Annotated in this window: 20 protein-coding genes and 1 pseudogene; 11 read left to right on the top strand and 10 right to left on the bottom strand. The window is 62.7% G+C overall.

What is annotated here, in order from left to right; genetic code table 11:
* Positions 1–373: 373 nt before the first annotated feature.
* Positions 374–874 (bottom strand): annotated as a pseudogene (locus JNA92_RS15645) (DUF2442 domain-containing protein).
* Positions 875–1,010: 136 nt separating this feature from the next.
* On the opposite strand from JNA92_RS15645, the gene JNA92_RS15640 reads away from it, so the two are divergent.
* Positions 1,011–1,598: a DUF6036 family nucleotidyltransferase gene (locus JNA92_RS15640; RefSeq protein ID WP_241805558.1), complete on the top strand. Its 588-nt coding sequence runs from the start codon at positions 1,011–1,013 to the stop codon at positions 1,596–1,598.
* The gene (locus JNA92_RS15635; RefSeq protein WP_241805556.1) at positions 1,567–2,214 is read left to right on the top strand and encodes a hypothetical protein; all 648 of its coding nucleotides are present in this window, start codon (positions 1,567–1,569) and stop codon (positions 2,212–2,214) included. The genes JNA92_RS15640 and JNA92_RS15635 overlap by 32 nt, the downstream gene beginning before the upstream one ends.
* Before the next feature lie 363 nt (positions 2,215–2,577).
* On the opposite strand, the gene JNA92_RS15630 is transcribed toward JNA92_RS15635, so the two are convergent.
* The 4 genes from JNA92_RS15630 to JNA92_RS15615 form a co-directional block, all read right to left on the bottom strand.
* Positions 2,578–3,867 carry an OprD family porin gene (locus JNA92_RS15630; protein WP_241805555.1) on the bottom strand — a complete coding sequence of 430 codons (1,290 nt, stop codon included), beginning with the start codon at positions 3,865–3,867 and terminating at the stop codon, positions 2,578–2,580.
* A 474-nt stretch (positions 3,868–4,341) separates the two neighbouring features.
* Entirely contained in the window at positions 4,342–4,539 is a 198-nt protein-coding gene (locus JNA92_RS15625) for a hypothetical protein (protein ID WP_241805553.1), read from the bottom strand.
* A 181-nt stretch (positions 4,540–4,720) separates the two neighbouring features.
* On the bottom strand, positions 4,721–5,827 hold the full coding sequence (gene aguA / locus JNA92_RS15620; RefSeq protein WP_241805552.1) for an agmatine deiminase: 1,107 nt from the start codon (positions 5,825–5,827) through the stop codon (positions 4,721–4,723).
* Between the two features lie 153 nt (positions 5,828–5,980).
* Positions 5,981–8,881, bottom strand: a complete 2,901-nt coding sequence (locus tag JNA92_RS15615) for an aminotransferase (protein ID WP_241805548.1) — start codon at positions 8,879–8,881, stop codon at positions 5,981–5,983.
* Between the two features lie 191 nt (positions 8,882–9,072).
* Between JNA92_RS15615 and rfbC the strand changes: the two genes are divergently transcribed.
* From rfbC to JNA92_RS15590, 5 genes are read left to right on the top strand one after another with little or no spacing between them, the layout of a single operon-like run.
* On the top strand, positions 9,073–9,615 hold the full coding sequence (gene rfbC, locus JNA92_RS15610) for a dTDP-4-dehydrorhamnose 3,5-epimerase (RefSeq protein ID WP_012316701.1): 543 nt from the start codon (positions 9,073–9,075) through the stop codon (positions 9,613–9,615).
* On the top strand, positions 9,612–10,472 hold the full coding sequence (gene rfbD, locus JNA92_RS15605) for a dTDP-4-dehydrorhamnose reductase (RefSeq protein WP_241805547.1): 861 nt from the start codon (positions 9,612–9,614) through the stop codon (positions 10,470–10,472). Before rfbC ends, rfbD begins: the two co-directional genes overlap by 4 nt.
* A 38-nt stretch (positions 10,473–10,510) precedes the next feature.
* Positions 10,511–12,325 (top strand): sensor histidine kinase, encoded by a 1,815-nt coding sequence (locus JNA92_RS15600; protein ID WP_241805546.1) that lies wholly within the window; start codon positions 10,511–10,513, stop codon positions 12,323–12,325.
* Positions 12,322–13,731, top strand: coding sequence for a sigma-54-dependent transcriptional regulator (locus tag JNA92_RS15595; protein WP_241805545.1), 1,410 nt, complete (start codon positions 12,322–12,324; stop codon positions 13,729–13,731). Before JNA92_RS15600 ends, JNA92_RS15595 begins: the two co-directional genes overlap by 4 nt.
* Positions 13,728–14,183: a YiiD C-terminal domain-containing protein gene (locus tag JNA92_RS15590; RefSeq protein WP_241805544.1), complete on the top strand. Its 456-nt coding sequence runs from the start codon at positions 13,728–13,730 to the stop codon at positions 14,181–14,183. The genes JNA92_RS15595 and JNA92_RS15590 overlap by 4 nt, the downstream gene beginning before the upstream one ends.
* Here JNA92_RS15590 and cysQ read toward each other — a convergent pair.
* Positions 14,172–14,999 (bottom strand): 3'(2'),5'-bisphosphate nucleotidase CysQ, encoded by an 828-nt coding sequence (gene cysQ / locus JNA92_RS15585; protein ID WP_241805542.1) that lies wholly within the window; start codon positions 14,997–14,999, stop codon positions 14,172–14,174. The genes JNA92_RS15590 and cysQ overlap by 12 nt on opposite strands.
* Positions 14,996–15,562: an ADP compounds hydrolase NudE gene (nudE, locus tag JNA92_RS15580; protein WP_241805538.1), complete on the bottom strand. Its 567-nt coding sequence runs from the start codon at positions 15,560–15,562 to the stop codon at positions 14,996–14,998. Before nudE ends, cysQ begins: the two co-directional genes overlap by 4 nt.
* Positions 15,563–15,626: 64 nt before the next feature.
* Between nudE and yrfG the strand changes: the two genes are divergently transcribed.
* Positions 15,627–16,289: a GMP/IMP nucleotidase gene (yrfG, locus tag JNA92_RS15575; RefSeq protein ID WP_012316708.1), complete on the top strand. Its 663-nt coding sequence runs from the start codon at positions 15,627–15,629 to the stop codon at positions 16,287–16,289.
* Positions 16,290–16,369: 80 nt separating this feature from the next.
* Here yrfG and lysM read toward each other — a convergent pair whose 3' ends face one another.
* A complete protein-coding gene (gene lysM / locus JNA92_RS15570) occupies positions 16,370–16,810 on the bottom strand; it encodes a peptidoglycan-binding protein LysM (protein ID WP_241805537.1) in 441 nt (146 codons plus the stop codon).
* A 192-nt stretch (positions 16,811–17,002) separates the two neighbouring features.
* On the opposite strand from lysM, the gene fdhD reads away from it, so the two are divergent.
* The 3 genes from fdhD (at position 17,003) to JNA92_RS15555 (ending at position 20,877) form a co-directional block, all read left to right on the top strand.
* Positions 17,003–17,833, top strand: coding sequence for a formate dehydrogenase accessory sulfurtransferase FdhD (gene fdhD / locus JNA92_RS15565; protein ID WP_241805536.1), 831 nt, complete (start codon positions 17,003–17,005; stop codon positions 17,831–17,833).
* Between the two features lie 5 nt (positions 17,834–17,838).
* Positions 17,839–20,184, top strand: a complete 2,346-nt coding sequence (locus tag JNA92_RS15560; RefSeq protein WP_241805531.1) for an FdhF/YdeP family oxidoreductase — start codon at positions 17,839–17,841, stop codon at positions 20,182–20,184.
* A 213-nt stretch (positions 20,185–20,397) separates the two neighbouring features.
* Complete coding sequence (locus JNA92_RS15555) at positions 20,398–20,877, top strand: glycine zipper domain-containing protein (RefSeq protein WP_241805529.1); 480 nt, start codon at positions 20,398–20,400, stop codon at positions 20,875–20,877.
* A gap of 54 nt (positions 20,878–20,931) precedes the next feature.
* On the opposite strand, the gene JNA92_RS15550 is transcribed toward JNA92_RS15555, so the two are convergent.
* A complete protein-coding gene (locus tag JNA92_RS15550) occupies positions 20,932–21,372 on the bottom strand; it encodes an acyl-CoA thioesterase (protein WP_241805527.1) in 441 nt (146 codons plus the stop codon).
* Between the two features lie 231 nt (positions 21,373–21,603).
* The gene (locus JNA92_RS15545; RefSeq protein ID WP_241805526.1) at positions 21,604–23,145 is read right to left on the bottom strand and encodes a phosphoenolpyruvate carboxykinase; all 1,542 of its coding nucleotides are present in this window, start codon (positions 23,143–23,145) and stop codon (positions 21,604–21,606) included.
* Between the last annotated feature and the right edge of the window lie 157 nt (positions 23,146–23,302).

The raw sequence follows: 23,302 nt of genomic DNA, 5'->3' as shown, positions 1-23,302 counted from the left end.
CGCTGAGCGCATACCGAAGTACGCATTTTCACCGACTGTTGGACTCGACTGCTGCAGGTAGGCGGGACGCCCACGCAGCGTCACCATACCCGGCTAACAGGCTGATGGCAACCTGTCATCACTATCTCAGGAAGCATGCGGAATTTTCTACTTTCAGTTACCGAAACCACTGGCCAGCCCGCTCAAACCAGTAGCTGTGTTGACGCAACTCCGACTCTAATTTTTTTATCGCCAGCGTAGCGAGGTGCGCAGCCGTGCGCGGGAGACACGACTTTTGGTTTGCGCCTCTCCAGAACACTGATGCGATAACACAATTCAAAAAGGATAGCCTTAGAGATAGGCCGACTAAGGATTAATAAAAAACCTATAACAATCATATAATTAGAAAGATTTTCGACTCCTGGTGCCGCACCATTCGCAGTTTCATAAAAGGCTGCCCCAGTGTTTTCATGCACAAACAGTCCAACGCTAATGTGCGCGGCATCGCTTCTCGAGCACTGCTACATCGGCTGATGCGACGTGCGCTGACGTGCAGTGCTTCGGCAGCCTGGTCGAGCATCATCCGATGCCTCAGGCCCCCAGAGGATGAAAATCCTCTTGATTTCATCCGGCGCCGTCTGGGCGAGGGCGTCCAGCACCAAGGTGTCTGCACCGATCTGAACATCCAGGGCCAGGCCATTCCACCGACCAGCCCCCGTCACCTAACTAGCACTTTGGAACGCCTCACGCTTGGCATGCGGTGCCAAGCCTGGAAACACGCCTAGCGCGTCACTCATATCCGAGTCGAATCGCTGACCATTGGTAAAAGTCAGCCCCAGCCGTGCGCCGGGCCGAGCCTAACAGCCCGCAGGCGGGGACATTTCATCGATGCCATTTCATCCAGCCCGTCAACAAAACGGCCTGATTGGCCGCGACCAACGCTAGGACCTTTGTATCAAGCCTTCACAAGCATGCCTGACAGCTGCCTTGCTTCAGTAGACTTGGTCTTATCAAGCCATAGGAGCTGCTCCATGTTGCATCTCAATACGCCACTGGCGAAGGCGGTCTGCTTGCTTTTCAATCGGGCTTTGCCTTTGCTCGACGGTAGGGATCCAAGGACTGTGAAGATCTATGTATTTGGGGGGTGTGCTCTGCACATACTGACGAATGCACGAGGCAGCGCAGATATCGATGCAGAGGTGATTGCCAGTGAGCATCTGCTAAAGGAAGAAATCATGGCAGTTTACGCTGCGCCCGAAGACTACGAACAGGATGGTCTTGACCTATCTGTAGTGTTTGATCAGCACTTCAACAATTCCCTATGCCCTCTCCATGAAGACTATGAGGATCGTGCCATCCCTCTACCGGGGCACGAAACCTCTCCAATGCAGGTTTTCATCGCACATCCCATCGATCTAGCCATTTCCAAACTGGGGCGGTTTACTGAGCGCGACCAGGAAGACATCCATCTGCTCATCAGGGCAGGCAAGCTTGACCTTGATGATTTTGATAGGCTTGCTAGGGAAGCAATTGATTACTACCCCTGTGACAAAGGCACCGTAACCAGCTGTCTGAGGCTGATCCTCGATGAAGCGCGAGAGCAAGACCGTACCCCCTGACAAAGGCTGTAGCCCTCAGGCTTCCAGCCTGAAGGAAACGCCAGTATCCAAGGCGTTGGATACCGTTCAGCCCGATAGCCGGCTTGGAAAGCTCTGGGCGTTTGCATCGCCAGATGTGCCGGTTCACGACCAGCGCGTCCGTCAAGAACTGGATTACCTGGTCGTGCAAGCGACCAAAATGCCTTTGGCGAAGGTTGACAGGGCCGTCGCAGAAACCTTCGCGCTTTTGTTTTGGTACAAAAACGAAGATATGCATGAAGCCTTGGAAGACCGCCTCAAAACGCCTGGGCTCGCTCCCGTCAGGAAGCGCCGACTCATGTATCTGGTGGATCGGCTTCGCCGATTCCCCTGCATGAAACCGGAGCAGGCCGATCAGATGAAAAAACTGGTCGCCAAATGGCAAAGTCTGTCGCGCAACGTGAACGAAAGGCTGCTGGCAAAGGCGCAGCAACTCAATCGATACGACAAGGTTGCCGTCGCATGGGGCGTGGCTGAACCTGTGGGACACCTGATGAGTATGGTCCTTGAACTGCAGACCCGACATTTTGTGGACGCTCACCGGCTACCCAATGGGTATGACAAGTTGGCAGCGCGCCATAGCGCTTCACACCAGTGACATTTGCCAGCTCTCCTTACATAGGCCCGCCGATGCGGAACCTGTCCCGGGAGGTGGTGGAATTCATCGTAGCTTTGGCCGCTGACGGTGATCACCGCCCTGGTCAGCCGGGTTGGCTTGAACGACCTGCGCCATAGTTATCAGGCAGTACGACGCAACACTCCGATCCTGAGCAACATGGGCTGCTGATCGAGACAAGTGGCTGTAGCAAAAACGGCTCGGGAAGGAAGGTGAGCCTGCTCATGGGGCAGAATGCCGTGCATCTGTGCCGGCCTCATCGCCGGCAAGCCGGCTCCCACTTGGATCTGGGGAGGCCGGCTTGCCGGCGAATGGGCTGCAGGGCAGCCCTAAGCCAGGTCAGTATCAGAAGATGCTGATCGGGTACTCGACGAATACGCGGACTTCGTTGCCGTCGTCGAAGTAGCCGTTCTGGCGAACGCTTTCCGACGTCCGCAGCCAGGAGCCGCGCAGCTTGACCGACAGGTCTTTGGCCGGGCCATCTTGGACCACGTAGCGAAGCTGGTTGAAGATTTCACGCTCCTTGCCTTCGCCGTAGCCGTGGGTGTTGATGTTGTCACCACGCACGTAAGCGATCTTGTAGGTCAGCCCCGGAACGCCGTAGGCGCCAAAGTCCAGACCGTAGGCAACCTGCCAGGAACGCTCGTCTTCGGCGTTGAAGTCAGACCAGTAGGAGTTGGCCAGGTAGATGGTCGAACCACCGTCACCCACGCCACCGCGGTCCTGGTACCAGCCATAGTTGTAGCCAGTGCTGCCTGTGCTGCGCTGGTGCGCCAGGGTCACCGAGTGCGGGCCGAACGCGTAGGTGGCCGCCAGGCTCCAGATGGTGTTGTCGTCGCCAGTCAGGTCGGCTTTCTGCACGTACTTGCTGTTGATGTCCGACTTGTAGCCATTGAAGTCCAGGGTCAGGGACTGGTCTGCCGCGATCGGGAAGACGTAGTTCAGGCCCAGGTAGTGCTTCTTCATCACGTCTTCGATGTTGGACGTGTAGGCAGAGGCCGTGAAGTTGTCGGTGAACTTGTAGCTGCCACCGAACACATCAATCGACTTCAGGTGGCCGCTGTCACGACCCTCGGCACTCTTGCGCGCCTCTTGGGTGAAGTGACCGGCATTCAGCTCCAGGCCTTCGATCTCCTTGGAGGTGATGAAGGTACCGGTGTAGCTCTCTGGCAGCAGACGGCTGTCGTCGTACTGCAGCACTGGCAGCGCAGGCATCATGTCACCGTACTTCAGTACAGTGTTGGATACGCGGAACTTGATCGCGGCACCGGCACGCGCCAGGTTGTGCGGCGAGTTTGCCGGCGCAGTGTCGCTGGCCTTGAAGAAGTCGACGCCGGCAGCGCCGTTACGGCCTTTGCCGCCGTCCAGGCGCACGGCATACAGGCCGAAAGCGTCAACGCCTACGCCCACGGTGCCCTGGGTGAAGCCGGAGGAGAAGTTGCCGATGAACGCCTGGCCCCACTCGCTCTGGTCCTTCTTGCCGTGTTTCTTGTCACGGTCCATGTACGCGTTACGCAGAAGAATGTTTGCGTGGCTGTCTTCGATGAAGCCTTTGCTTTCGGCCTGCTCGTTGGCCTGGGCCTGGGTCGCGGCGATCATCGCCAACGCGACCAGGCTGATCCTGGTTTTCAACATCTTGTTTTCCTTGTTTCGTAATCAAAAACGCTCTGCAATATGACGCCAGGAACCAACGCCCCTTCGTAGGTTCGACGCTATGCGGATCCGAACTGATAAGGCCCGCCAGTGGTCGTGTGGCGGGCCTTGTGCAGCAGCATGGCCAGGTCATGGCCAGCAGGCGTTGGCCGAATCCTAGCCGCGTGCGATTACAAATGTCAAAAATTCGTGAAATGCAGAACGATATAACCAAAATAAGGCCATCGAGCAGGGCAATTCCTTGCACGATCGCGCTATCGGCGGGCAATTTATCTCTGGTGGGATAGGTCGCTTTATTACGTAGGGCAATTCTGAAATGAAGCCTCAGCACGGCGCCGTCAGTGGCACGCTCATGTGCAGCTTCTGGAGTGCAGGCAGGCCTTGGCCCGTCAGAAATGAAAACGCCACCGCAAGTGCGGTGGCGTTTCTAGAGGGTGGTTTGGGCTCCTGCCCTGTTCAGTGCCACACGCCCAGCAGCGCTTCCAGCTCCGCATCGCTGATCAGGCCCTGCGGATAGCGGCCAACCAGCAAACGTCGTGGGTCGGTCGTCCTGACCCGATTGCTTCCATGGTGTTTCAACCAATGTGCCAAGGTCTTCAGCGCTTGGTGGTTTACTGCCAATGGGCGCAAAGCCGTCTCACTTGCTGCGTTCATGTCTACACGTACTCCTTACCCCGTGAGCGGCTAATCTACGGCTTGATTGTTACAGAACGGAGTGACCGTACTGCGAGTTAACCCTCTGAAAACAATACAAAACATATGCCATACCGACATGCCGCACGTCGCGGCCGAAAAAAAAACCCGTCAGGCGACGGGCTTTTTCGGAAGCGTTGCGTCAGCGCTTGACCGGCGCCGGTTGCTGCTGTGTCAGGCAGTGGATGTTGCCACCCCCCAGCAGCAGTTCACGCCCGGGGATCATCACCACCTCGTGGTCCGGGAAGACCTTGGCCAGAATGGCTCTGGCCTGGGCATCTGCCGGGTCATTGAAGCTTGGCGCGATGATGCCGCCGTTGACGATCAGGAAGTTCACGTAAGACCCGGCCAGGCGTACCGATGGGTCTCGCTCCTGGCTACCGGCCACGTGGTCGATACCGGCACACTCTTCCTCAGTAGCGAACAGCGGCCCGGGAATGGGCATCTTGTGCACCACAAACTCGCGGCCTTTGGCATCGCGGCTGTTTTTCAGCACCTCATAGGCGGCATGGCAGCGCGCATAGTTGGGGTCGTTGGAATCATCGGTCCAGGCCAGTAACACTTCGCCTGGGCTGACGTAACAGCAGAAGTTGTCGACGTGGCCGTCGGTTTCGTCGTTGTACAGGCCATCGGGCAGCCAGACGATGGTCTCTACCGCCAGGTGCTCACGCAGGATCTCTTCGATCTGCTCGCGGTTCAGGTGCGGGTTGCGGTTGCGGTTGAGCAGGCACTCTTCGGTCGTGATCAGGGTGCCCTCGCCGTCCACATGGATCGAGCCGCCCTCCAGCACGAAGCCTTCGGTCTGGTAGCGCTGGCAACGCTCCATCTCCAGCACCTTGGCTGCCAGCTCCTCATCGCGGTTCCATGGCGCGTACAGGCCGCCGTCGAAGCCGCCCCAGGCGTTGAAGCCCCAATCCACACCGCGCACTTCGCCCGCATCGTTGATGACGAAGGTCGGGCCGGTATCACGTACCCAGGCGTCGTCGTTGCTGATTTCCACCACACGGATGTTCGGCAGGTCGAGCTGACGGCGGGCGTTTTCATACTGCCCGGCAGAAACGGCAACGGTCACCGGCTCGAAGCGAGCGATGGCCTTGGCCAGGGTGACGTGGGCAGCCTGGGCAGGCTTGCCGCCCAGGCGCCAGTTGTCCGAACGCTCGGGCCAGACCATCCATACCTGGCTTTGCGGCGCCCATTCGGCGGGCATGTGGAAACCGTCGGCGCGGGGGGTGGAGTTGAGGGTTTTCATGGGTAACCTCTGCAAAGGCCCTAGGCCGATGGTCAATGTGGATGGCGATTTTATAACCGATATATATCGGCATTAAAAGCCTGAAACAGCCGAACGGCTAATAAAAATGCCGCCCAAGCCGATAACAATCGACGTGAGCGGCATCGCTGATGCTTACAGCTCCTCGGACAGGATGCGGTCCACACTGTTCACAAAGTAGTCCACGCTGGCCCGCGTGGTGCACATCGGCGGTTTGATCTTGAGGATATTCAGGTAATCGCCGGTCGGCTGCATGAAGATCCCAAGGTCACGCAGGCGGTCGCACAGCACCATGGTTTCCTCGGTGGCCGGCTCCAGGGTCTGGCGATCACGCACCAGCTCCAGCCCCAGGTAGAAGCCCGAACCATGGACGGCACCAGCAAGCGGATGTTTATCGACCAACGTTTGCAGGCGCGCTTTGAAATAACGCCCGGTTTCACGGGTGTTCTGCCACAAGCCCTCCTCGTCCATCACGTCCAGCACCGCCATGCCGATACGGCAACTCACCGGGCTGCCGCCCGCCGAGGAGAAGAAGTAGCCCTGCGCCTCCAGCGCCTCGGCAATCTCGCGCCGGGTGATCACCGCCCCCAGTGGCTGGCCATTGCCCATACCCTTGGCCATGGTGATGATGTCGGGCACCACACCCTGCTCCTCGAAGCCCCAGAAGTACTCGCCCAGGCGGCCATAGCCCACCTGCACTTCATCGGCGATGCACACACCGCCGCGGGCACGGACCTTGGCATAGGCCTCTTTCAGGTAACCCGCCGGCAGCGAGATGCCACCGGCGTTGCCATAAACCGGTTCGCAGATCATGCCGGCCAGCTGACGGCCACGGGCATCGAGGTCGGCGAGCTTGGCATCGACGTCACGCAGGTAGTCACCGCCACTGTCTGCGCCGCGGTAGCGGCCACGGAAGGTATTCGGCGCCTCGACCGGGTGTACCCAGTCGGGCCGGGTTTCCAGGGCTTGCGGGTTGTCGGCGATGGAGGTGGAAATGGCATCGGTGGCTACCGACCAGCCATGGTAGGCCTCCAGCACGCTGAGCAGGTCGCGCCCGCCGCTGTAGGCCCAGGCCAGGCGGATGGCCAGGTCGTTGGCCTCGGTACCACTGTTGACCAGGAACACTCGGTCAAAGCCCGCCGGCGCCAGCTTGAGCAGGCGCTCGGAAAACTCGGCAATCGCCGCGTAATGGAAGCGCGAGTTGGTGTTGAGCAACGACCACTGCCGTGCCGACTCGGCCACCATTCGAGGGTGCCCATGGCCCAGTACCGCGACGTTGTTGAGCATGTCGAGGTAGGAGCGGCCTTGCATGTCGATCAGGTAGTTGCGCCAGCCGCGTTCGATGTGGGGTGGCTGTGCATAGTAGTGCTTCTGCGAGCGGGCGAAGCTGGCGTCACGGCGGGCCAGCAATGCCTGCGGGTCGGCCAGCGGCTCGGCATCGCAATCGAAGCCCAGCAACGCTGCAGGCGAGGGGCACAGCGCCAGCCAGGCGGCAGCCTGGGAAGGTGCAGCGAACAGTGGCGGCTGGATGCTGGCATCCAGGCACAGCTGCACACTGAGAAAACCACAGCTGGTGCCCAGCGCCTGCCCCTTGGCCACGGCCTGGCCGTCTGCGGGCGTATCTTCCAGGCCACTGAGCCACAAGGCCCACTGCGCCGTGCGCAAGCAGCCACGGCCATCGCCATGGCGCTGCCAGGTCCCGGCCTGCGGTGCCTGTACCTCGCTGCCGTTGGGCACATGCAGTTCGACGCCCAGGGCGCAGGTGGCCGGTTCATCAGGGCGGTCGATGTGGGTTTGCGACAGACGATACTGGCCGTGCAGGCTGCAGGCAGGCGCGGGCTGCGCCGTCAGTTGACGCTGATCGAAGCCCGGCTGCTCCCAGTTACCCGCTTCGCAGAGGGGGCTGAGCACGCCCAGGTCGACGCGGGTTACTGCCTCGAGCGCTAGGTCCGGCAGCAACAGGGTGCAATCGGTCAGGTCCGGTCGGCTCGGCTCGATGCCGGCGGCCTGCAAAATGGCCGCTTCCATCAGGGCAAAAGGCACGGCGGTGGCAGTGTCGAAGATCTCCCACTCATGGGCGATGTTGTCACGGGTGTACTGGTTGTCGGGGTCCACGGCCAGTTGTTGCTCACTGCTGAGTACCAACACGGCCGCGCGGTTGAGCACCAGCGGCCACAGGGCGCGCAACTCGGCTTCGCTCAGCGGGTTGAGGGCCTGGTAGGCGCTCACGGCCGGCAGGATGCGCAGCGGGTCGCCTTCGGCGTGGTGCAGCAGGGCTGCGCAGGTAACCGACAGGTCGGCGATGCGCCAGGTACGCACCAGGTCACCGAAATCGATGATGCCCTGCAGTTGCCACTGGCGCTGCTCATCGCGGGCCCAGACGGCATTGTCATCGGTGATGTCCAGGTGCACGGCCTGGCTCGGCAAGGCGTCCGCCAGCGGTGCCAGGTTTGCGGCGGCCAGGCGCGTGGCCTGTTCCACGCGGGCGCGCTGCCCGGCATCCTGCAGCACTGGCAACAAATGCTCGATCAGCGCCTGGGCGTGCTGCGGGTCCCATTGCAGGGTGCGCACCAGGCCTGGGTGGTCGAAATCGACCAAGGCTTTGTCGACCCTGGCGCACAGCGCGCCCAGTTCGGCCATCAGCCGCGGCTGCATGTGCTTGAGGCGGGTCAGCGGCTGCCCCTCTATATAATCGAGCAGGCGGGCGCGCAGCGGTTGGCCATCGATGTCCAATGCCAACAACGACTGGCCGTCGCGTGCCGGGCGTACGGCCGGTACCGGCAAGCCTTGCGCGCGCAGGTACGCCAGCGCCGCATGCTGCGCCTCCAGTTCCATCCGGGCATAATTGCCGTGGCAAACCTTGAGCACGAACCGCTCCTGGCCCGTATCCAGCCGCAAGTTCAGGTCTTGCTGGCTGCCCAGCCTGGACAGGCTGCCGGCCAGGTCGTAATGCGCCTGGAGCAAGGCATGCGCCTGGGCTTCGCTGAGCGAAGGGCTTGGCAAGCTGGAACGCTGGATAAGGGTGCTGAGGGGCATGAAGATGGAACCTCTTTTACTTTTCGCTTATCTCGCCACTGCCGAAGCCGATACACAAGTGGCAGTGATGAAATGATGATCGTGCGTCCACGCTCGGTCATGATGGCAATCCGGGCTGCAAAGCACCAAGGCGGCTACATTGAACGAGGCCGGTACGGTCCACCCCTGAGTACACTGGTCAGAAAATTGCCATGAACATAATCGCTACAGACATTCCCGACGTACTGATCATCGAGCCCAAGCTCTTCGGTGACAGCCGCGGCTTTTTCTTCGAAAGCTTCAATGCCCGCGAGTTTGCCAGGCTGACAGGCTTTGACGCCCATTTCGTCCAGGACAACCACTCCCGCTCACAGCGCGGCGTGCTCCGCGGGCTGCACTACCAGATCGACAACCCCCAGGGGAAACTGGTGCGGGTCGTTCAGGGCGAAGTGCTGGATGTGGCCGTGGATATCCGCCGCAGCTCACCGACATTCGGCCGCTGGGTGGCCACCCGCCTTTGTGCCGAAGACCACCGCCAATTCTGGATCCCACCGGGGTTCGCCCATGGTTTCCTGGTGTTGAGCGAGTCGGCTGACTTCCTGTACAAGACCACCGACTACTACAACCCCGCCGCCGAGCGCTGCATCCGCTGGGATGACCCACAGCTGGCCATCGACTGGGGCGTGGAAGCGCCGCTGCTGTCGGCCAAGGACCAGGCCGGCGCGCTGCTGGCAGACGCGGACCTGTTCCCATGAGGGTGCTCGTGTGTGGCCACAATGGCCAGGTCGCCCAAGCGCTTAAAACGCAGCTGGCCGGCCTGGGCGAGGTGTACCTGCTGGGCCGCGACCAGCTGGACCTGGCCCAGCCCGAGGCCTTGCGCGAACCGCTGCGCCAGCTTGCCCCCGCGCTGATCATCAATGCCGCCGCCTATACCGCGGTGGATCAGGCCGAAAGCGAGCCAGACACCGCCTTTGCGATCAATGGCCAAGCCCCAGGCGTGCTTGCCGAAGAAGCGCTGCGCCTTGGCGCACCACTGATTCACTATTCCACCGACTACGTGTTCGACGGGGAAAAGGCCACGCCCTACACCGAGCAGGACGTACCCAACCCGCTCGGCGTCTATGGGCGCAGCAAGCTTGCCGGTGAGCAGGCCATCGCTGCCGTGGGGGGCGAACACCTGATTCTGCGTACCAGCTGGGTGTACTCGCTGCATGGGCGCAACTTCCTGCTGACCATGCAACGCCTGCTGCAGGAAAAACCGCAACTGCGCGTGGTCGACGACCAGATCGGCGCGCCGACCTGGGCCACGACCATCGCCCACAGCACTCGCCTGCTGATCGAACGCTGGCAGGCCGGCGGGGCCGGAGCCTGGGGCACCTATCACCTGACCGCCCAGGGCCAGACGTCATGGTTCGGCTTTGCTCAGGCCATCGGCGAGCAGCTCAAGGCCCGTGGCCTGCCCTGCGCCGAGCTGCTGCCGATCCCCTCCAGCGACTACCCCACGCCCGCGCGCCGGCCGGCCAACTCGCGCCTGGACTGCTCGCGCCTGGCCGGCGAATGGGGCGTGACGCTGCCGCACTGGCAGCAGGCGCTGATCGACTGCCTCAAGTAGCGCATAATTGCGCCAGACTCTTCTGGCGCATTTACGCGATGATTGCAAAACCCACGCACCCACGCCGTCCCCGCTGGCGCAGCCTGGCCCTGTTGGCCCTGTGCCTGGCCCCTTTGCTGTGGCCGCTGCATCACCTTGCCGAACGCTATTACCAGGACGAACTGGCGTCGCAGAATCGCCAGACCCTGGACCTGTACGTCGCCAACCTGCTCGGCACCCTGCACCGCTACGAAACCCTGCCGCAGATTCTTGGCGAACTGCCGGCGCTGCGTGGCGTGCTGGCCGACCCGTTCAAGCTCGAAGCGGTGACCAACGCCAATCGCCTGCTCAAAGACATCGCCCACCAGACCGGTGCCGAGGTGATGTACCTGATGGACGTCAGCGGCAACACTCTGGCCGCCTCCAACTGGGACAAGCGCGACAGCTTCGTGGGCCGTAACTTCGCCTTCCGCCCGTACTTCAACGAAGCCATGGCCGGGCAACTTGGGCGCTTCTTCGGGCAAGGCACCACATCGGCCAAGCGCGGCTACTTTTTTGCCGCTGCAGTACATGACCGTGAACGCATCGTCGGTGTATTGGTGGTCAAGGTCGACCTGGACCACACCGAGACGCTCTGGGGCAATACGCCTGAGCAATTGCTGCTGACCGACCACAACGGTGTGGTGATCCTCACCTCCCGGCCCGAATGGCGTTTTCGCGCCACCCGCGAGCTGACCGAGGCCGAGCGCCAGGCGATCATCGCCATCCAGCCCTACCCGACCCAGGCGCCACAGCCGCTGGACCTCAACCCGAACGCCTGGCTGGCGCAGACCCGTGACATCAAGGAGACCGGCTGGCAGGTCAGCATCCTCGCACCGCGCATGCTGGTCGACCGCTCGGTGCAAACCGTCATGGCCATCGGTGGCGGCGCACTGCTGGTGCTGATGCTGCTGGCCGGGCTGGTGATGCAACGCCGCCGGCACTACATCGACCGCATCGACTTCGAAGCCCGGGGCCGTCAGGAGCTGGAAAATCGTGTGGCGCAGCGCACCGCCGACCTCGAAGGCCTCAACAACCGCCTGAAAAGCGCGGTACTGGAGCGCGAAAATGCCCAGCAGGAGCTGGTACGCGCCCAGGATGAGCTGGTGCAGGCGGGCAAGTTGTCGGTGCTCGGTACCATGTCGGCGAGCATCAGCCACGAACTCAACCAGCCCTTGGCAGCCATCCGCAGTTACGCGGAAAACGCCGAGATCCTGCTCGATCATCAGCGCACTGAAGATGCCCGTGGCAACCTCAAGCTGATCGGTGAACTGACCGGGCGCATGGCCTCGATCATCGCTCACCTGCGGGCCTTCGCCCGGCGCGATCGCCACGCGCCGGAAAGCGTGGCCCTGCAGCCGGCGCTGGACGACGCCCTGGCGCTTCTGGCCAAACGCCGCCGGGCGATGGCCGTCGAGCTGATCCGTGACCTGCCCGATGCCACCCTGTGGGTGCAGGCCGGGGAAACCCGCCTGCGCCAGGTGCTCGGCAACCTGCTGGCCAACGCCCTCGATGCCCTGACTGAAAAAGCCAACCCGCGCCGCCTGTGGCTCAGTGCCGAACAGCGCGATGACTACGTCTACCTGTTCATCCGCGACAATGGCCCAGGCTTCAGCCGGCAGGCCCTTGAGCATGCCAAGGAGCCGTTCTTCACCACCAAGACCCGCACCCAGGGCTTGGGCCTGGGCCTGGCCATCTGCGAAAGCCTGATGCGTGCCCTGGGCGGTGAACTGCTGCTGGCCAACCACCCGGAAGGCGGCGCCCTGCTCACCCTGCAAATGCGCGTGGCAGCTCCCGGCGCCAACCTGCAACCATCGGAGGACCCCTCGGCATGACCCCCGAGATACAGATCGACAGCCAGGCCCAGGTGCTGCTGGTCGACGACGACCCACACCTGCGCCAGGCCTTGAGCCAAACCCTCGACCTGGCGGGGCTGAAGGTGGTTGCCCTGGGCGACGCCCAAGGCCTGGCCGAGCGCCTGGAGCCCGACTGGCCTGGCGTGGTCGTCAGCGATATCCGCATGCCCGGCATCGATGGCCTGCAACTGCTCGAACAATTGCACGGGCGGGACAACGAATTGCCAGTGCTGCTGATCACCGGCCACGGCGATGTGCCCCTGGCAGTGCAGGCCATGCGTGCCGGCGCCTACGACTTCCTTGAAAAACCGTTTGCCAGTGAAGCCCTGCTCGACAGCGTGCGCCGCGCCCTGGCCCTGCGCCGGCTGGTGCTCGACAACCGTAGCCTGCGCCTGGCCTTGAGCGACCGCCAGCAACTCTCTACCCGCCTGGTCGGCCAGTCGCCCGCCATGCAGCGCCTGCGCGAACAGATCGGTGCCCTGGCCGGCACCCGCGCCGATGTGCTGATCCTCGGTGAAACCGGCGCTGGCAAAGAGGTGGTCGCCCGCGCCCTGCACGATTTGTCCAGCCGCCGCGAGGGGCCATTCGTGGCCATCAATGCCGGCGCCCTGGCCGAGTCGGTGGTCGAAAGCGAGCTGTTCGGCCATGAGCCCGGTGCTTTCACCGGCGCGCAGAAGCGCCGCATCGGCAAATTCGAGTTCGCCAATGGCGGCACGCTGTTCCTCGACGAAATCGAAAGCATGAGCCTGGACGTGCAGGTGAAGTTGCTGCGCCTGCTGCAGGAACGGGTGGTCGAGCGCCTGGGCGGCAACCAACTGATCCCGCTGGACATCCGCATCATTGCCGCAACCAAGGAAGACCTGCGCCAGTCTGCCGACCAGGGCCGTTTCCGTGCCGACCTTTATTACCGCCTGAACGTGGCGCCGCTGCGCATACCGCCGCTGCGCGAGCGTGGGGATGACATCCTGGTGCTGTTCCAGCACTTCGCCGATACCGCCAGCCAGCGTCACGGCCTGCCACCGCAAACCCTGCAGCCGGCGCACCGGGCCATGCTGCTGCGCCATGCCTGGCCAGGCAATGTGCGCGAACTGCAAAACGCCGCCGAGCGTTTCGCCCTGGGCCTGGAGCTGGCGCTCGATAACCAGGCTCCCGTTGCCGCAGCACCCACAACAGCGCATCAGCTGGGCAACCTCAGCGAACAGGTCGAGCAGTTCGAGCGTTCGTTGATTGCTGCCGAACTGGGCCAGCCGCACAGCTCCATGCGCAGCCTGGCCGAGGCCCTCGGTATCCCGCGTAAAACCTTGCATGACAAGCTGCGCAAGCACGGCCTCAGTTTTGACGGTGGCCACAGCGGGCCCGACGACCAAGAGGACAACCGCCCATGAACAGCGACAGCCAGTACCTGCAGGACGTACTGCACAGCGACATTCCCCTGACCCGTGAAATGGGCCTGCAGGTCATCGATTGGCAAGGCCAGAGCCTGCGCCTGCAACTGCCGCTGGCCGCCAACGTCAACCACAAGAGCACCATGTTCGGCGGCAGCCTGTACTGCGCCGCCGTTCTGGTGGGCTGGGGCTGGCTGCACCTGCGCCTGCGCGAACTGGGCATCGACGACGGGCATATCGTCATTCAGGAGGGGCAGATCAGCTACCCGCTGCCGGTCACCGGCACGGCCGTGGCACGCTGCGCCGCACCGGACGAAAAAACCTGGGAGCGCTTCGTGACGCTGTATCAGCGCCGCGGCCGTGCGCGCCTGACGCTGGACACCACGGTGTGCAATGCTGGCAGCGACGAGCCCGCCGTGAGGTTCAGCGGGCAGTATGTGTTACATCGCTGAGGCGAGCTGGATCAGCGCCTGACGCCAGCTTGCCGCTGCGGGCAAAGCCAGGAAGAAGGGGTTGAGCAGGGATTCGCGCGGCGGGTAGCAGAACGGCTGGCCGTCCACGCCAATCACTTCGCCGCCTGCCCCTTCCAGCACACCTTGCGCCGCAGCGGTGTCCCACTGCGATGTCGGCGCCAGTCGCGGGTAGCAGTCGGCACTGCCTTCGGCCAGCAGGCAGAACTTGAGCGAGCTGCCGATATTGGCCAGCTCCAGCTCGCCGACAGCAGCGCCCAGGCCAGCCAGCAACGCCTCCTGCTGTGGGCTGGAGTGGCGTCGGCTGGCGACCACGGTGAAACGGCCATCGGCAGGTGGCGCGTTACGCACCTGGACCGGCTGGGGCTCGCCGCCGGCCTCTGCCCGCCAGGCGCCCAGGCCGTGGCCACCGAAGTAACAGCGGCCGCTGGTCGGCATCGAAACCACGCCAAACACCACTTCGCCGTTTTCGATCAGCGCGATATTGACGGTGAACTCTTCGCTGCCCGCGATGAACTCCTTGGTACCGTCCAAAGGGTCGACCAGCCACCAGCGCTGCCAGCCCTGGCGCTCGGCCAACGGGATATTGCAGTCCTCCTCGGACAGCACCGGGATGTGCGGCGCCAGGGCCTGCAGCCCGTCGGCGATTACCCGGTGTGCGGCCAGGTCGGCGGCGGTCACCGGCGAATCATCCGCCTTGTTGGTCACCGCGACGTCGGCGCGCCAGAACGGCAGGATCGCCTGCCCTGCCAGGCCGGCCAGTTGCACCACTGCATGCATCAGTTGCTGGTCGTTCATACCTCGAGCAGCCCCCGCTGGATCAGCAGGTCGCGCGCCAGGTACAACGCCGCCAGCGCCCGCCCCTCGCTGAACTGGGGGTGCATGGCCAGCGCCGAGAGTTCGCGAAGGTTGACCTTGTCGACCCGCATCGGCTCAGGCTCGTCGCCTTCCAGCCGCTCTTCGTAAAGGTCGGTGGCCAGCACCACCTGGATCTTCTGGCTCATGTAGCCGGGCGACAGCGACAGCTCGGTCAAATGTTCCAGCTGGCGCGCGCCAAAGCCGGCTTCTTCCTTGAGCTCCCGGTCAGCCGCTGCCAGCACATCCTCGCCCGGCTCGATCAGGCCTTTGGGCAGGGACACTTCGTATTCATCCGTGCCACCGCAATACTCCTCGACCAACACGGCGTGTTCGGCATCGAGCATGGCCACGATCATGACCGCGCCGTAGCCATTGCCGCGCCCGACCAGACGCTCGTAGGTACGCTCGGTGCCATTGCTGAAGCGCAACTGCACGGCCTCGACGCGGAACAAGCGGCTGCTGGCGACGATCTCGCGGCTGAGAACGGTGGGTTTCTGGCGCATGGGGCGGCTCCTTGGCGTGAACGGGTTACTATACCGTGGCTTGCCGACTGAACGAGAGTTTCCCATGCCTGTTCTTCCCTGGTCTGCCATCGATACTGTCCTGCTGGATATGGACGGCACGCTGCTCGATCTGCATTACGACAACCGCTTCTGGCTGGAGCACCTGCCCCAGCGCTACGCACAGGTGCACGGCGTAAGCCGGGCAATGGCTGAGATGGAGCTGCAGCCGTTGTTCGAGCGCAATGCCGGTACGCTCAACTGGTACTGCCTGGACTTCTGGAGCCGTGAGCTGAACTTGCCGATCCGCGAACTCAAGCGCGAGATCGCCGACCTGATAGCCCTGCGCCCAGACGCCGATACCTTCCTGGCGGCGATCCGCCAGGCAGGCAAGCGCGTGGTAATGATCACCAATGCGCACCGCGATTCGCTGTCGTTGAAGCTGGAGCGGGTGGAACTGGCGCCGTATTTCGAGCGGCTGATCAGTTCGCATGATTATGGCTACCCGAAAGAAAGCCCGCAGTTCTGGGACGCGTTGCAGGCCGATATCGGCTTCGAGCCTGGGCGCAGCCTGTTCATCGACGACACCCTGGCCATCCTGCGCAGTGCCCGGCGGTTTGGCGTGGGGCATTTGCTGGCTGTGCGCCAGCCCGATAGCCAGGCCGCGCCGCGCGATACCCAGGAGTTTGCGGCAGTCGAGGATTACCGGGAGTTGCTGGTCGGTCTTTAGGGCCGAATCGCCGGCAAGCCGGCTCCATCCGGTGGGAGCCGGCTTGCCGGCGATTGGCCGGGGCAGACGATAGCGATCTGTCAGTCCGGAATACGCAGCACCTGGCCCGGATAGATCTTGTCCTCATGCTTGAGCATCGGCTTGTTGGCTTCGAAGATCTTGTGGTACTGGCTGGCGTTGCCATACACGACCATGGCAATGGCTGACAGCGTGTCACCCTTTTTAACGGTAACGAACCGCGCAGCCTTAACGACCGGCCCTGTTACAGTGATCTGATCGTCAACGCTGGCCACACCACTTATGTTACCGGCCGCAAGGATGATCTTCTCCTTCTCCTCCTGGCTGGCAACCTCGCCCTTGAGGGTGATCTTGTCACCGTCTACCGTAGCGGTGATGTTCGGGTTGCCCAGGCCGACGTTCTCCACATGTTTCTTCAACTGCTCCTCGGCATTGGCATTGCCTGGCGTCAGTAGGTCGATCAACTTCTCGCCGGCTTCTTTCACGAAACTGAAAAGGCTCATTGCGTTCTCCATGTTGACGTTAACCTCGGAATCACGAGTCTAGGCCAGGATTTCCTCCCCCGCCCCACTGCGACCAATCGACGCGGTCTATCAAGGCATAGACCCTAGCGATTAGACGTGACCGGCCCACAGGCCTAGGCTGGTGCTATCAAAAAGCCGCCGGTAGTCAGCGCCGATGAACAACCAGCCCCGATGAACAGCAAGCCACCGGTCTGCGCGGCCTCGACGCCTCTGGCCTTGCCTGCCGCCAGCAACACCTATGATTACGTCCAGCTCGACGACGCTGCGCGGGCCAGCACACCGCTGGCCGAAGAAGTCGCCCTGGCCATCGTCTACAACGGCCTCAATCAGGCCGTGATGCTCGTCAGCCCCACCGACCTTGAAGACTTTGCGGTCGGTTTCAGCGTTGGCAGCGGCATCGTCGAAGGCACCGCAGACATCTACGACCTGAAACTTTCCGGCAGTGGCTCGGCGTTGTACGCCGACCTGGAAATTTCCAGCCGCGCATTCTGGAACCTGAAAAACCAGCGTCGCCAACTGGCCGGCACCAGCGGTTGTGGCCTGTGTGGCGTCGAAGCCCTGGAGCAAGCGCTACCAGAGCTTGCCGAGCTGCCTGGCGCGCCATTGCCCCCGGCGCAGTGGTTGGTGGGCCTGCGTGAGCGCATCGATGCCTTCCAGCCGCTGGGCCAGCACTGCGGCGCCGTGCATGCGGCATTGTTCATGAACGCCCAGGGCGAGTTGCTGCTCGGCCGTGAAGACATTGGCCGCCACAACGCGCTGGACAAGCTGATCGGCGCCCTGCTGCGCCAAGACATCGCCACCGCAGGTGGCCTGGCCATCGTCACCAGCCGCTGCAGCCTGGAGCTGATCCAGAAAGTCCTGCGTGCCGGCATCCAGACCCTGGTCAGCCTCTCGGCCCCTACCGGGCTTGCCCTGCAATGGGCGCGCAAGCACAACCTCAACCTCATTCACCTGCCCAAACACAGTGCACCGCGGGTCTACAGCCCAGCGGCGGAGTCGTAATAGCCGTGACCTCGTACCAACCTCTTCCAGACAACGCCCCAGCCTCTCCACCACGCTACAAGCCCTACCACGGCCCCGCCGGCGGCTGGGGCGCACTGCGCAGCGTGGCCAAGGCCTGGGTGGGCAGCGACAATGCGCTGAAGAACCTTCGCGCCCTGCTCAAGACCAACCAGAATGGCGGCTTCGACTGCCCCGGTTGCGCCTGGGGCGACTCGCCCGAAAGCGGCATGGTCAAGTTCTGCGAGAACGGCGCCAAGGCGGTCAACTGGGAAGCCACCAAGCGCCGCGTCGATGCGGCATTCTTCGCCCGGTACAGCGTCAGTGCACTGCTCGAGCAGAGCGACTACTGGCTGGAATACCAAGGCCGCCTGACCGAACCGATGGTCTACGACCCGGCCAGCGACCGCTATCAGCCGATCGCCTGGGATGCAGCCTTTGCCTTGATCGCCCGTGAGCTGAACAACCTGGCAAGCCCCGATCAGGCTGAGTTCTATACCTCCGGGCGGGCCAGCAACGAAGCGGCGTTCCTGTACCAGTTGTTCGTGCGGGCATACGGCACCAACAACTTCCCCGACTGCTCCAACATGTGCCACGAGGCCAGCGGCGTAGCCTTGGGGCAAAGCATCGGTGTGGGCAAGGGGACGGTGACTTTCGATGACTTCGAGCACGCCGACGCAATCTTCGTCTGGGGCCAGAACCCCGGCACCAACCACCCGCGCATGCTCGACCCGCTGCGCGATGCCGTGAAACGTGGCGCCCAGGTAGTGTGCATCAACCCGCTCAAGGAGCGCGGCCTGGAGCGTTTCCAGCATCCCCAGAATCCGTTGGAAATGCTGACCAACAGCGACCGGCCGACCAACACCGCGTTCTTCCGCCCGGCGCTGGGCGGTGACATGGCGCTGCTGCGCGGCATGGCCAAATTCCTGCTGCAGTGGGAGCGTGAGGCGCAGGCCAAAGGTGAGCCGGCGGTGTTCGATCACGTATTCATCGCCGAGCATGGTCACGGCGTCGATGAGTACCTGGCGGCGGTAGACGCCACCTCGTGGGCGCACATCCAGGAGCAGTCGGGCCTTGAGCTTGCGGACATCGAGCTGGCGGCACGCATGTACTGCCGCGGCAAGCGGGTGATCATGTGCTGGGCGATGGGCATCACGCAGCACCGCCACTCGGTGCCTACCATCCAGGAAATCGTCAACCTGCAGATGCTGCGCGGTAACATCGGTGTGCCTGGCGCAGGGCTGTGCCCGGTACGTGGCCACAGCAACGTGCAGGGCGACCGCACCATGGGTATCAATGAGCGCCCACCGGTGGCGCTGCTCGATGCCATCGAAAAACGCTTCAATTTCCCGGTGCCGCGGCACAATGGCCACAATACCGTCGAAGCGATCCACGCCATGCTCGACGGCCGCGCCAAGGTGTTCATCGGGCTGGGTGGCAACTTCGCCCAGGCCACCCCGGATACCGAGCGTACCGCACAGGCCCTGCGCAACTGCGCGCTGACCGTGCACATCAGCACCAAGCTCAACCGTAGCCACCTGGTCCATGGCAAACAGGCGCTGATTCTGCCGTGCCTGGGCCGCACCGACATCGACCTACAGGCCGACGGGCCGCAGGCGGTCACCGTTGAAGACTCTTTCAGCATGGTCCATGCCTCCAACGGCCAGCTCAAGCCGCTGTCGACTCACATGCGCTCGGAGCCGGCAGTGGTTGCCGGCATCGCCGCGGCCACACTGGGCAAAAACCCGGTCGACTGGCACTGGCTGGTGGCCGACTACAACCGTATCCGCGACTTGATCGGCGACACCATTGCAGGCTTTGCAGACTTCAACCAGCGCCTGAGCCACCCAGGCGGTTTCTACCTGGGCAACAGTGCAGCCAGCCGCCAGTGGAAGACCATCAGCGGCCGCGCCAACTTCAAGGCTAACCTGCTGCCGGACACCCTGCTCGACGAGCGGGTACGCGCCAGCGGCCAGGTACCCGACCTGATCATGCAGTCCATGCGCTCGCACGATCAGTACAACACCACCATCTATGGCCTGGACGACCGCTACCGTGGCGTGCGTGGCCAGCGTGACGTGCTGTTCGTCAACGAGGCCGACATCATCCGCCTGGGCTTCCAGCCGGGGCAGAAGGTCGACATCGTCTCGTTGTGGGGTGATGCGCATGTGCGCCGTGTGCAGGGCTTCACCCTGCTGCCTTTCGATATCCCGGCTGGGCAAGCGGCGGCGTACTATCCGGAAGTGAATCCGCTGATTCCGTTGGAAAGCATTGGCCAGGGCAGCCATACACCGACCTCCAAGTTCGTCGCCATCAAGTTGGAGCGGGCGCGCGACGACGGGCGAATCGTGTAACCGAACGGAACGGTTAAAAACGAAAAAGCCCTGTTCCACAGGGGTTCAGGGCTTTGTCACAATTACCTCAGACACATGAAAAACGAAAAAGTTTCATCGGAAAATCAGTAACTTAGAAAATTGTGTACAACTCGTGCTACTCGTCGGTTTTCCGTTGCCAGCCGCCTCAAGGAACTGCAAATTCGCCCTCGTCATCCTTATGAGGCTCTCTTGATGAAGAAGTACTCCTCGATTCTGTTGTTGTCTTTCAGCTTGCTCAGCGGCGTTGCCATGGCCGGTGGCAATACCGAAGCCGGCATTGGCGGCGCATTGGGTGGGGTACTCGGCTCCGTAGTGGGCAACTCCATCGGTGGTAGCACCGGCGGCGCCATTGGTGCCGGCCTTGGCGGTGCGGCCGGCGGTGCCCTGGGTGCCGACAAGCGTCAGCGTGGTGAGGCCGCCATCGGTGGCGCGCTGGGCGCTGCGGGCGGTAACGTGGTCGGTCGTTCGGTGGGCGGTACCACTGGCAGCTACATTGGTGCAGCCGCAGGCGGCGGCGCCGGTGGCGCGCTCGGTAACTACCTGGGTAACAAGGCCGATGATGACGAGCGCCACGACGATCGCCGCTACCGTCGCGGCTACGACGACCGCCGTCATTACGACCGTGGCCGCCACTACGGCCACCGCAAGCACAAGCGCCATTGGCGCCACTGATACCTGAGACCCTCCTCAGGCAGCAAAAGCCCCGCCCTCACCCGCGGGGCTTTTTCATGCCTGCGGCGCGAGCTGCAGGCCCGACAAGATCACCTGCAGCGCCTGCGGCAACGGTATCGGCCGACCGCTGGCGCGCTCGATAAACACCTGTACCACGGTCCCTGCCGCGCAAGCATCGGGCTCGCCCGGGCGATACAGCGCCAGCCGGAACTCCACCGTGCTACCTGCTAGGCGAGTTACGCCCAAACCCACCTCTAGCACATCCGGGAAGCCCGGCAGCGCGAAAAAGTCTGCCGCCGAACTGACCACGAACGCGGCCAGCTCACCTTCACGCAGGTCGACTTCAGCCTGCTCGACCAGAAACGCCTGGATGGCGGTTTCGAAGAAGCCATGTACGGTGGCGCCAGCAATGTGGCCGTTATGGTCGTTGTCTTGGGGGCGGGTGAGGATGGGGTGGAAGTGGGAGAAAGCGCTGCGCTGAGGGCATTCGGTCATCTGTCTGTCTCGCAAGATCGCAGGGGATGCCATCAGTGAAACAGAAATTCGGGAAGCGGTGGGTATTTCACCGCGCAGAGGCCAGTGAGAAAAACCATTGGGCCCCATCGCCGGCAAGCCGGCTCCCACGGGTCAGCGCAAAACTCAAGCGCTGCGCGGCACCTGTGGGAGCCGGCTTGCCGGCGATGGGCTGCGAAGCAGCCCTGCTAACGCTGACTCGACTGGCTCAGCTTACAGCTGTGGGCCAGCAGCCTTGATGGCGTCGGACACGTCGAACTTCTTGAAGTTTTCAGTGAACAGCTTGGCCAAGCCTTTTGCAGCTTCGTCGTAGGCAGCTTTGTCAGCCCAGGTGTTGCGCGGGTTGAGCAGCTCGGTCTCGACGCCCGGAACGGCCTTCGGCACGTCCAGGTTGATGATGTCCAGGTGCTCGGTCTCGGTACCGACCAGCGCGCCGCTCTGGATCGCAGCGATCACGCCACGGGTGGTCGGGATGCTGAAGCGCTTGCCGACACCATAGCCACCACCGGTCCAACCGGTGTTGACCAGGTACACCTTGGAGCCGAAGGCGTTGATACGCTTGATCAGCAGCTCGGCGTATTCGCCTGCCGGGCGCGGGAAGAACGGTGCGCCGAAGCAGGTGGAGAAGGTCGACTTGATGCCGCCGCCCGAACCCATTTCGGTAGAACCGACCAGCGCGGTGTAGCCAGACAGGAAGTGGTAGGCCGCCTGCTCGTTGTTCAGGATCGAAACTGGCGGCAGAACACCGGTCAGGTCGCAGGTCAGGAAGATGACCGCGTTAGGCTCGCCACCCAGGTTGGCTTCGGCGCGCTTGGCGACGTGCTCCAGTGGGTAGGCGGCGCGGCTGTTCTGGGTCAGGCTGACATCGGCGTAGTCGGCGTGCTTGTTGCCGTCGAGGACGACGTTTTCCAGCACGGCGCCATGCTTGATGGCTTTCCAGATGACCGGCTCGTTCTTCTCGGACAGGTCGATGCACTTGGCGTAGCAGCCGCCTTCCATGTTGAAGACAACGCCTTCGCCCCAACCGTGCTCGTCATCACCGATCAGGTAACGGCTTTCGTCAGCCGACAGGGTGGTCTTGCCGGTGCCGGAAAGGCCGAAGAACAGGGTGACGTCGCCTTCTTCACCGATGTTGGCGGCACAGTGCATTGGCAGCACGTCGGCAGCCGGCAGCAGGAAGTTCTGCACCGAGAACATGGCTTTCTTCATTTCGCCGGCATAACGCATGCCAGCGATCAGCACCTTCTTGGCGGCGAAGTTGATGATGACGCAACCGTCGGAGTTGGTGCCGTCACGCTCAGGCACGCACTCGAAGTTGGCAACGTTGAGGACCTGCCACTGGTCGCGGCCAGCCGGGTTGAACTGCTCAGGGTTGATGAACAGGCACCGGCCGAACAGGTTCTGCCAGGCGGTCTGGGTGGTCATCTTCACCGGCAGGTAGTGCTCGGCGGCAGCCCCTACGTGAACGTAGGAAACGAAGTGATCCTGGGCGTTGTTGAACGCCTCGACGCGGTCCCACAGGGCATCGAACTTGTCGGCCGGGAACTTGCGGTTGATCGGGCCCCAGGCGATGGCGTCCTGGGTGGAAGGTTCTTCGACGATGAAACGGTCAGCCGGCGAACGGCCAGTACGGTGCCCGGTCTCGACGACCAGTGCGCCGGTATCGGCTAGCACGCCTTCACCGCGTTGCAGCGCTTCTTTTACCAGCTCATCGACGCTCAGGTCGGTGTACACGGTGTTGTTGGCTTGCGTCATGAGATACCCCATCCGGCCCGAGGCCGAGTGCTCCAAACGTTTTGTAGTTGTCTAAAAAAAACTACTACAGCGAAAAAAGTGGCCGGATTATGCCAGAAACGCCCAAAAAAAGTAGGCCCCTCCTGTCGTAACTGCCCTTTTGCGCAATTCGACAGGA

Source organism: Pseudomonas putida, from assembly GCF_022627325.1.
In the GTDB taxonomy this organism is placed as follows: Bacteria; Pseudomonadota; Gammaproteobacteria; order Pseudomonadales; family Pseudomonadaceae; genus Aquipseudomonas; species Aquipseudomonas putida_X.
The sequence above is the reverse complement of the archived record's forward strand: the minus strand, read 5'-3'. Positions and strand labels throughout refer to the sequence as shown.